Raw genomic sequence first — 3,322 nt, forward strand, 5'->3', positions numbered from 1 at the left:
ATAGAAGATTGGTTGCGAAATATACCTAAGTCAGGTTTACGTTCAATGTGTAGTTGGGAGCGATTCTGTACCTTTGCCCGCGAGCCACAACGGAGGAAAGTGGGAACAGATGCTAGGGTATCCGTAGAGGGCGTAGCTTATGAGGTAGAACCTGACCTGGCTGGGGAAACTGTGGTGTTGTGGTGGGGTTTGTTTGACAACGAATTGTACGTAGAGTTTGACGGCCAACGTTACGGACCATTTTACCCAGTTGATGGTCCTATTCCCCTACACCGCTACCGTAAATTCAAGAAAACCAAAACCGAAGAGCGGGCAGATAAAATTGCTGATTTAGCTAAAAAGTTAGGCTTGCCACGGGCTGCCTTAGACAAAAATGCGGATTTACAGTTTCTGGTAGACAAGTACAAGGAACTGGAACCAACTGTCACACCTTTTAACGACCCAGACCCATTCCAAGAATTCACATATCCCACCGTCCTGTTTGCTAAACGGGCAATTTCGGATTATCTTGCTAAACCTTTGGCGAAATTATCTACCGAACAAATTGCATTTATCGATGCGCTGTTAGCTGAGACTTTGAATAAAAAAGTGATTATTGAACGAGTGCGGCAGTATTTCCACTCAACCAAAGGAGGGGAACAAAATGCTCACTGAAGTCATGGAACATTTTCATTTGATTAAGGAGTTCCCCAAAGCTGGGTATTACGAGACGGAACACCAAAAACAAATGTTCAAGGACATTAAATTCGCTATCCATTTAGGGAAGCTGGTTGCTATAACAGGAATTATTGTGTGTGGGAAGACAACTACTTTACGACGTTTGGTTGAAGTTTTGGAAAAAGAAGGCAAGATTCTAGTCTCGAAGTCGCTTTCTGTGGATAAAGACCGTGCAACATTGCCAACACTTATAGCTGCTTTATTCTACGATTTGTCAACGGACAAGGAAATTAAAATCCCCAAAGACGGCGAAAAACGGGAACGGGAACTGCGCGACTTAATTAGAAAAGGTAAAAAGCCTGTGGCACTGTTTGTTGATGAGGCTCATGACCTACATTACAGTACCCTAAAGTCCCTCAAACGTTTAATTGAAGTAGTTGAAGATGGTGGTGGTACGCTTTCAGTGGTGCTGGCTGGTCATCCCAAACTGAAAAATGATTTACGCCGTCCCACTATGGAAGAAATCGGGTATCGGGCAACGGTCTTCTCCTTGGAGGGTATTGTTGGCAGTCAGCGAGAATATATTGAATGGTTGGTATCTAAATGTACTACGGAAGATACACCCATAGGGGACATATTGGACGCGGAAGCTATTGACCTACTTGCTACGCGGTTAAGGACACCACTACAAATCGAACAACATTTGACACTAGCCTTAGAGGCTGCGTACCTCTTCGGGGAAAAGCCAGTTACCACGACGATTATTGAGTCCGTTTTATCTAAGCAAATTGACGATTTGGAACCCACCTTAACCCGGCACGGCTACAATGTGAGGGGCTTGGCGGAACAGTTCAATGCCAAACCTGCTGAAATTAAATCGCTGTTTAGTGGGCAACTTGATCCTACACGTGCCCGTGAGTTGCAAGAGCAAATGCTGGCGGCAGGACTGCCACTCTAAGCCCCTTGAGAGCGTAATCTTCAAGAAGAGAATTTATAGTTGCAAATAATCCTGGCTGAAACCGATGATTGCAGGTTGGTTGCATTTAATCCTGGTTCAGTTGCAATTAATCCTGGCTGAAACGTAATTATAGTTGCAAATAATCCTGGTTTGAAAGTGTCTTGATTGCAGGTTTGAGCGATTAGTATTGCAGGTTGTTACACGTAGACACTGAATCCAAAGACAAAGGGATAGCCCTCTGCTAAACATCCCTTCATCTGATTCAGGTTTCGTACTAGTCTTCTGTAGAGAATTGCCAGGTGTTGTTTAGCAAGATCGTAACATTCTTGAGGAGGTTTTTCACGAAATCTGATCTGATAATGAGGATTGTATGGCCATATCCCCTGCGGTCCTGAATGCTGTTTTGTTGGCTCCTCTGGACAAGCGCCTTGTTTCCCAACACTGTAAATACCATCACGAATCATCGCACCACTATCTGTGTCTACAGTTCCTTCCATTTTTCGTTCGTTGTAGTAAATAAACAAGCGGGAAGGAGTAAAAATATCTGGCAACTGCTGCTTCATTTGATCGAACTCAAGTGCCGCAGCAATCGCATTAGCCGTACAACTGCCCAGATCTTCTTGATTGTAAATATGCGGACAATTTGGGCGAAGATCGACTTTGGGTGGTAAATCTTTCAAAGCTCTAACTGGTGCAGCGTATAGTAAATCTCGATGATCTGGTAAATCAGGAATCCATCCATAACGTTTGTTTGTGCGTGTCATTTTTTAACTCCTATTTAATCTAAAAAAAGAATATCTGCCTCTGAGAGTAGATTTAACCCCGTGCATTTGTTTAGTTTGGAACTGTTACAATTCCATGCTCTTGTCAGAGAATAAGTTGCCTATCCCATTAAGAATACTAAGAATAAAATGTGAGGAACTTGTGACGTAAATGGAGATATTTTCCAACTATTTTGCTATCGGAGGTTGATGTTCTTGCTCCAGAAATGCCCTTGGCTGAAATTTAGTGATTTTCTTATCAATAAGAAAAGATTCGACATATTTAACGACCATAGGTTGGACAGCGAATAGACCAGTTTTAGTATCAATCCATGCTCGTGCTTGCAGTAGTTCCAATGCTTCTAGGAGTTCTTGAGATGAAACTGATGGTGGCATTTTTGTTCGTAGCTGGGAAAAAGAAATAGGTTGACGATTGAGTACCATACATTGAATTGTTGCTTTAGCTGCATCGGACAAAAGCTCATATTCTGGGTTCAAATCATTAAAAATTGTAATTTTGTGTTTTAAAAATTCACTTATACTGCCATCAAATAACTGTTGAATCGTTGAAGCAATGCGGTTTACAACATACGGATTCCCCGCACAGGAATCGATTAATCGATCCCAGTTGTTTGGCGTTCCTTTAAAAGTCCCTTTTGTGGTTAAAAGTTCTTGTATATCTGTAACGCCTAATCCCTGGAGAGGAAAGACTCGCACAGGTCGTTCCTTTCCTTCAAATGCGGTCGTGTCAAAACATTTAACGCGACTGGTCAACATTAAGCAACTCTGATGGGTTGCTTCTCCCACTCTCTTCAAAAACTGACAATACCCCCCAGTCGGTGTCTGGTGAATCCAAATGCAGTCTCGACAAGTTAGCTTGATCCCAGCACATTCTTGGAGAACTCTGTCAGCACCGTCTAAAATTAGCAAGCAACGATGACGTTGT

Annotated in this window: 2 protein-coding genes and 2 pseudogenes; 2 read left to right on the forward strand and 2 right to left on the reverse strand. The window is 42.6% G+C overall.

All coding sequences use genetic code 11. The annotated features are described in order from the left end of the window. Both G4P69_RS36405 and G4P69_RS36410 read left to right on the forward strand, forming a co-directional pair. A pseudogene (locus G4P69_RS36405) lies at positions 1–654 on the forward strand (IS481 family transposase); the annotation flags it as partial. Continuing rightward, a complete protein-coding gene (locus tag G4P69_RS36410; protein ID WP_208354739.1) occupies positions 644–1,615 on the forward strand; it encodes an ExeA family protein in 972 nt (323 codons plus the stop codon). The pseudogene G4P69_RS36405 and the gene G4P69_RS36410, both read left to right, overlap by 11 nt. Positions 1,616–1,812: 197 nt before the next feature. On the opposite strand, the gene G4P69_RS36415 is transcribed toward G4P69_RS36410, so the two are convergent. Together G4P69_RS36415 and G4P69_RS36420 are read right to left on the reverse strand one after the other, a co-directional pair. Continuing rightward, the gene (locus G4P69_RS36415; RefSeq protein ID WP_208345126.1) at positions 1,813–2,379 is read right to left on the reverse strand and encodes a C1 family peptidase; all 567 of its coding nucleotides are present in this window, start codon (positions 2,377–2,379) and stop codon (positions 1,813–1,815) included. Between the two features lie 186 nt (positions 2,380–2,565). Beyond that, positions 2,566–3,322, reverse strand: a pseudogene (locus tag G4P69_RS36420) (hypothetical protein); the annotation flags it as partial.

Origin of the sequence: Aetokthonos hydrillicola CCALA 1050, assembly GCF_017591665.1 — a bacterium.
GTDB lineage: Bacteria > Cyanobacteriota > Cyanobacteriia > Cyanobacteriales > Nostocaceae > Aetokthonos > Aetokthonos hydrillicola.